This window comes from uncultured Metabacillus sp. (assembly GCF_947503125.1).
Classification (GTDB): Bacteria; Bacillota; Bacilli; order Bacillales; family Bacillaceae; genus Metabacillus.
In genome coordinates, this window is record NZ_CANNCR010000109.1 from 1 (window position 1) to 6,852 (window position 6,852).

A 6,852-nucleotide genomic window follows, 5' to 3' on the forward strand; every position below is an offset into this window, starting at 1 on the left:
ACTACCATAATTGATATAACCTAAATTCAATACAACCAACGAGTAACACTCATTTTCTTTGTGCGAAAGTTGAGTTAATAAAAATGAGATTTTTCCTTAAAAAAATTAAAATGAATGAAAAACGAATTTGGTTAAATCGGTAACATGACCGTAAACTCTGTGCCCTCTCCCTCTTTGGAAACAACTTTTATGCTTCCTCCATGAGAATCCACAATTTGTTTTGCGATTGATAAACCTAATCCAGTTCCCCCAGTTTCACGATTTCTTGCTTTATCCACTCGATAGAAGCGATCAAATATATGTGCAATATCTTCTTTCGGTATGCCGATGCCGTAATCTTTCACAGTAAAAAAAACGTCATTCTCCTCATATCCAACATTTAGCTCAATAGGTGATGTGCTATATTTTAACGCATTATCAAGCAAAATAAATAATAGTTGCTTCATTTTTTGCCTATCTGCATTTCCTAAAACACGATCGAATGGAGAATAAACAGAAATATGTTGACCATAAGCATTTTTCATCAGTTTGCTTGTCTCTTTACTAAGTGAAACAAAGTCCACCTTTTTTATATCTAAGTTCCATTCTGCATCATGATTTGCAAGCATGAGCATTTGCTTGGTCATTTCTTGCATTCTGACGGCTTCTGAATAGATTGCATCTACAGATTCTTCTAATAGAGCCGGATCTTTCATCCCCCATCGTTTCAGCATGCTTGCATTGCTTTCAATAACAGTTAGCGGTGTTTTTAATTCATGGGAAGCATCAGAAACGAATTGCTGCTGTTTTTCAAAGTTTTTGGCTAAAATATCCATCATCTTATTAAACGTACTACCTAATTTGTATAATTCATCTTTTGATTGTGATTTTAACTCAAGCTTTTTAAATATGCTCTTTCGTTGAATTTCCTCCATTGTTTCAATCATTGAATTGATTGGTTTTAACATAATGTTACTTAGCATTCGGCCTGCTAAATATGAAGGGATCAAAACAATAAGTAAAGCGACAGTTAACACAAGCTTCAAAATTTTTAAACTTTCATATGAGGATGCCAAGCTTGCTGTAACTTCTATCATCATAATATTTCCGTTATGCCATATGATTGGCAAATTCGAAACAGCATATTGAATTCCATTCATTGATTTTAACTCAACTTTTTGTGAGTTAGTAAATGCTGGTTTAAAATTTGTTAATTGTTCATCCTCTGTAACAGTAATAATGGCATGTGAATTTTCATTCACAACACGAATCATTCCATTTAATGGTAACCTGGAATTTAAAATATCATGTATATATCTTTCGTTAGAAACAGGCTTCAATACTGCAGCAATATTTTCAGCCTGTAAACGAACATGATTTAATTTATCGTTCGTAGTTATTGAGTAAAATAGAAAATAAATAGACGTATTAATGACAATGCTGATCAATAGAAACGAAACTGTTAAACACAAGTGGATTTTACTTCGGATATTCATAAAATATTACTCCTTTATGACATAACCAACTCCACGCACTGTATGAATAAGCGAAGAATGAAAGCAATCATCAATTTTCTTGCGCAAGTAACTAATATATACATCTACGACGTTAGTCTCCCCGTAGTAATCAAAACCCCAAACTCGCGTTAAAATCTGCTCTCGTTCCAGTACTTGGTTTTGATGCTGCATCAAATAAACCAATAAATCGAATTCTCGAGGAGTTAATTCAATATTTTTATTTTCGCGAGTTACAATACGTGTTTTTTTATCTACTTTTAAATCTCCAATCGTTAATAGTTGTTCGTCTAATTTTATCTCCATCATTTGGTTTATTCGTAAACAAGCACGAATTCTGGCCAACAACTCTTCAATTTGAAACGGCTTCGTTATATAATCGTTCGCACCATGATCAAGCCCGCTCACTTTTTCAGGAATAGAATCCCTTGCTGTCAATAATATAATAGGTGTCATGTCTCCTGATGCCCTAATTCTTCGAAGGACTTCCATCCCGTTTAACTTTGGTATCATAATATCCAGCAAAACAAGATTCCAATAGCCGTTGCTAAATTTTTCAAGACCTGTTATACCGTTTTCGGCTATTTCAACCTTGTATCCTTCATGTTCAAGCTCTAATTTAATGATTCTTGCAATATTTCCTTCATCTTCAATTATTAATACTTTTTTAGGTTCGGGTTCAACATCTACTATCATTTTCTTTGAAATAGTAAGATCTTTTGAATTTGACATGTCTATTCCTCCTTTCTTTTTTAATTCCTTAGATTTTGCTATATTTTCTAACTTTAATAGATTAATATTTTGAAAATTCTTCTTAATAGGAACAAAATGCTGCTTAAATTCTTTTGGCAAAAGGAGAATCGTACTACTAGTAAATGGTAAGAAAAAATGATGTCTTAGTTGGTAAACTTGATACTCTTTTTCCTTGCTAGATTGTGGTTTCTTTTTCTTAGTGGAGAGTAAAACTTATTTATTGAATAATCAACATCTGTCTATAATTATAAAAAGATCCAATATACTTGCAATCAACAAATATAGAAAATATGTTGATTAGTGAACAAATTAATCACTTTTGTTAATTAACTTTAAGAAAATTGGCTAAAGTAGATAGAGAATGACTAATAACCAAAAACAATAAAATGAGACTTCCATCAGTGGGGTTTATCTTCATCCCCCACTGGTGGTTAGCGAAACTTATCACGCACAATTCGCCACATCGTGTGGCTTAGCCTGACTCGGACGTCAATCGCTCGTCGGATCTTTACGAGCAGTTATCTCCCACTTATCTTCTTTGTTTTTTTCGAATCTTGAAGTGGAGGTCTACTACCCGTTAAAAATGGGATAAAAAAACTATTATCATACTAAAGTCCGAAAAATGGTGATATTATGATGAAGGTATTTCCAACTGTATGTTAACTAAAGATCTATCTACCTTCATTACATGAATAAATATGATCTAATTTTTCATAATAAATGATCCAGAAAATCTTCTTTCAAGTATGCGTTTATTGCTAACATTTCTATCCTAAATAGTGTATGGAAATCTATTCAGACAAAAAAGAGTGCATCCTGAAAAAATATGCGGGATTCACACAGCCGTTTCACTCAAAGTACCATTAACCCCTACTGACTGTCGCGATGGCCTTTAGCCGAGGGTCAATCTGCGCAGCGCTGATCGCAAACCCGCGAAAGGTGAGGATAGCAGACTCATTCACACGAAAATTCGGATAATCAGAACATCTTCTTCTGTGTTATAAGCCTCCATATTGCCTCCTCTGTTATTTATTCTAGCGTGCTTTTCGAGTATAGCAAATGCTTATATCTTATATCAAGATATGCTTGATGAGCATTTCTAAAACATTTATAAACTGGCATAATGGTTTGGAAACAATGCAAACTGTTAGGACCATGAATTTTCATCTCAAATACAATTTCATTACAAAGAGGGCATAATTTTTTAAATACGGACCAACTATTTTATAGCTTTAGTAATTTCTACATTCTCTTCTTACCATAATGCAAGTGGCTGTTTCATGCTAGGTTTTGGATAGATTGAGTCTAATTGCTCCAAATCTTGATGTGTTAATTGAATCTCAGCAGCTTTCACATTTTCTCTCACATAAGCGGTATTACTAGATTGTGGTATAGCAATTGTTTGTCCATTTCGAATACACCATGCTAATAAAATTTGAAAACTATCTGAATGATGTTTTTTAGCAATTTCCTTTAAAACTTTTTGTTTAGTTAGATTAGTACCAAAGCTATCACCTCTAGCAACTGGGGCATAGGCGATTAATGGCATTTCAAGTTTGTTCATCATAGGTACTAAATCGAATTCAATCCCTCGATCTCCCAAATTATAACGTACTTGATTTGTTGCACATTTTATTCCATCAGGTAATATCATTATTTTTTCTAAGTCATCAACATCTAAATTAGAAACACCCCATGACTTAATTTTCCCCTGACGTTTTACTTTTTCCAAGGCTTCAATAGTCTCTTCAATAGGAATATTCCCTTTCCAATGGAGTAAGTATAAATCTAAATAATCTGTATTTAATCTTTTTAAGCTATTTTCTAAACTAATCGGTAATTGCTTTTTTGATGCATTTGAAGGGAGAACTTTTGAAATGAGAAATAATTCTTCACGGTTGTAAGGCTTAATAGCATGTGCAACTAATCTCTCTGCATTTCCATCACCATACATTTCAGCAGTATCAATAACTTGAATGCCATTATCAAGACCAACTCTTATCGCTTCTACTTCTTGTTCAAATTTATCTGCTTTGTCTCCCATATTCCAAGTGCCTAAGCCTATGGGAAAAACTTTCCTTCCTGCAATTTTTACTTTATTCATTTTCCTCACCTATAAAAATGTATAAGAGCCCAGAAATAACTTTTACTGACCGCTGTATGCTTCCTCAAGAGCTCTCCATGCTTCACGGTTTCCTTCGAAGTAACGATCCTCGTCACCGAAATTCTTCTATGGTTGTGGACTGTGAATAATCATCATATCAATATAATCAAGTCCCATCGCCTTCAGTGATTGATCGATCGATGAAACGGCTTCTTCATATGACTTTATTTCTGCGGCAAGTTTTGTAGTTATAAACAATTCCTCGCTCTTCACGCCACAAGCTCTAATCCCATCTCCAACACCACTTTCATTACCGTATGCCTGTGCTGTATCAATATGACGATATCCGATTTTCACAGCATCTACCACTGCATGTACGACATCCTCATTATTTATCATCCATGTTCCAAGACTTAATTTAGGAATCTCAATTCCATTAGATAGATAATAATTTTCTTTTAAAATCATCTATAACATCACCTTTTTTATTGGTTGATTGCAGATACATCTTTTTTAAAAAATTCAATTAAGTACATATTCATGAATATGTACTTAATTAAAATTACTTACTATGAGTATATCCTAGTACCTAGAGTTAACTTTAAGTCAAGACCTCTTTTCTAAAATAATTACAAAATAAATTCGTATTTAATTTATGACAACTGGCAGGCTGTCCATTGGGAGGGTATGACCCCTATAGTTTAATTCATAATTGGAAGCAATAAAACCGCCCCTATGCTTCTGCTTAATTAGAAGCAAAAGATCCTTCTCTATGCTTTTCTGCTTGTCTTGAAGCGTTAAACATATTGTTTCTTAGCAGGATAAAAGCAAGGCTTAGGATTAAGGATAGGATTCCTACTAATACGACGTATGGTGTGCCCATTTGTGATATCAATAACCCGCCTGCAGCTGAGCCAACTGTTGTTCCTACGTTACATGCTGATATAAATAAACCATTGGCAAAATCAGGAGCTTCAGGAGCTGAAGATGAAATCAAATATTGATTAATATTAGCCATGATTCCTCCAGCCAATATTCCCCAAAGGAAAGTGATTATTACCACCGGTACGGTAATCTCTCCAGTAAAGAATAAAAGAATGTAAACTACACTCAATAACAAAGGAAAAGTTAAGATGGACTTAATAGGACTATTAGTGAGTATCCTCCCTGCAACGATGTTTCCAATAATATTAGCTCCACCGAAAACGAATAACGTTAAACTGATGGTATTCGGAGACATTTGGGTAACAGTTTCCAGGTACTCAGCAATATAACTATATACCCCGAATACGGATGCATTTAATAAAATTACAGCTACTATAGAAACCCATATAATAGGTTTTTTTAATACAGCAATTTGTTCACCGTAAGATTGTCTTTCTTCAACAGGCATAGATGGCACAAAAATCAATGTAGCAACCAATACAAATGTATTTACTATAGCAAAGAACGCCATCGCCATTTCATACGAAAAGGCACTATCAATAAAACTTGCGATCGGTACTCCGGCTACCATACCGGCAGATATTCCTATAAATACTTTAGAAACAGCTTTTGGAGCTTCTTCAGGTTTTACTGAGGAAGCGGCTACGGTAAATGCCATGGAACAATAAACCGGATGGAATAGAGCTAGCGCGATACGAATTATTAATAGAAGGGTAAAGTTAGTTACAAATACGGATGCGATGTTTCCCACAACGAATACACTTAATACAAGTAACATGACCTTCTTACGATTGATCCCGGAAAACAATAACGGCATCGTTGGTCCGGATACAGCAATAGCAAGAGCAAAAAGACTCACCGTCAATCCTGCTTGAGATATGCTGACATTAAAGAGATCAGCAATGGAAGGCAATAACCCAATAACCCCCATCTCCGTATTTAAGATGCCGAAAACACCCACTGCTAATATAAAAATCAACAACTTATTTTGTTTAGCCAAAATAAAAACAACTCCTATCTCCAAAAAATGTGTCCTAAAACTTTGGGAACTGTTTACTTGCTCGTTATTTATTTTATCTACGTTCCTCTCTTATAACAAATACTTATTTCTCATAACAAGATATGCTTAATTAGTATTTCTAGGAGAGGATGTGGAACACTACTGTGCTTCCCCATGCATTAGTTTATATTTTTATACCTATCTCAGGCATATAATGAGATTTGATGTGAGTATTTATCATAATAAAGAGGCTAGTTGGGATAACTATAGTGTGAAAAGTCGATTTGCCAGAAATTTTTTGCGAACAATTTTTCAGAATCAAAAGGAAAAAAGTATGGAACAGCAAAAATAAATTTTTCTATTTTCCCATCCAATGAAGTTAGCATGTGGCAAATAATAGATGACCTTTCCAATGTTATCATCCCTATGGCAATAAAATACTGCCCCAAAGTTCATAAATGGGGCAGTAAAACAAAGAATATTGTTATTGCCATCCCAAAATGACCAAAAGTTGACGGTATTGCCTGTCCAGAATTAGACGATTATAATGTCCATAT

The 6,852-nt window shown here is 34.2% G+C and carries 5 protein-coding genes; all 5 read right to left on the bottom strand.

Translation table 11 applies throughout. The features are described from left to right. Positions 1–131 precede the first annotated feature (131 nt). The 5 genes from Q1B07_RS25865 to Q1B07_RS25885 all read right to left on the bottom strand — a co-directional run bounded on the left by Q1B07_RS25865 (position 132) and on the right by Q1B07_RS25885 (position 6,295). On the bottom strand, positions 132–1,475 hold the full coding sequence (locus tag Q1B07_RS25865) for an ATP-binding protein (protein WP_299095465.1): 1,344 nt from the start codon (positions 1,473–1,475) through the stop codon (positions 132–134). Between the two features lie 6 nt (positions 1,476–1,481). Then, a complete protein-coding gene (locus tag Q1B07_RS25870) occupies positions 1,482–2,189 on the bottom strand; it encodes a response regulator transcription factor (RefSeq protein ID WP_299095473.1) in 708 nt (235 codons plus the stop codon). Between the two features lie 1,312 nt (positions 2,190–3,501). Then, positions 3,502–4,350, bottom strand: coding sequence for an aldo/keto reductase (locus Q1B07_RS25875; protein WP_299095467.1), 849 nt, complete (start codon positions 4,348–4,350; stop codon positions 3,502–3,504). A 126-nt stretch (positions 4,351–4,476) separates the two neighbouring features. Then, positions 4,477–4,818 carry an aldo/keto reductase gene (locus tag Q1B07_RS25880; protein WP_299095469.1) on the bottom strand — a complete coding sequence of 114 codons (342 nt, stop codon included), beginning with the start codon at positions 4,816–4,818 and terminating at the stop codon, positions 4,477–4,479. 277 nt (positions 4,819–5,095) lie between these two features. Beyond that, positions 5,096–6,295, bottom strand: a complete 1,200-nt coding sequence (locus Q1B07_RS25885; protein WP_299095471.1) for an MFS transporter — start codon at positions 6,293–6,295, stop codon at positions 5,096–5,098. Between the last annotated feature and the right edge of the window lie 557 nt (positions 6,296–6,852).

What these genes read in the sequence shown, in the direction of transcription:
- Q1B07_RS25880 (WP_299095469.1), bottom strand. Translation starts at nt 4,818, where the DNA reads ATGATTTTAAAAGAAAATTATTATCTATCTAATGGAATTGAGATTCCT.
- Q1B07_RS25875 (WP_299095467.1), bottom strand. Translation starts at nt 4,350, where the DNA reads ATGAATAAAGTAAAAATTGCAGGAAGGAAAGTTTTTCCCATAGGCTTA.
- Q1B07_RS25870 (WP_299095473.1), bottom strand. Translation starts at nt 2,189, where the DNA reads ATGATAGTAGATGTTGAACCCGAACCTAAAAAAGTATTAATAATTGAA.
- Q1B07_RS25865 (WP_299095465.1), bottom strand. Translation starts at nt 1,475, where the DNA reads ATGAATATCCGAAGTAAAATCCACTTGTGTTTAACAGTTTCGTTTCTA.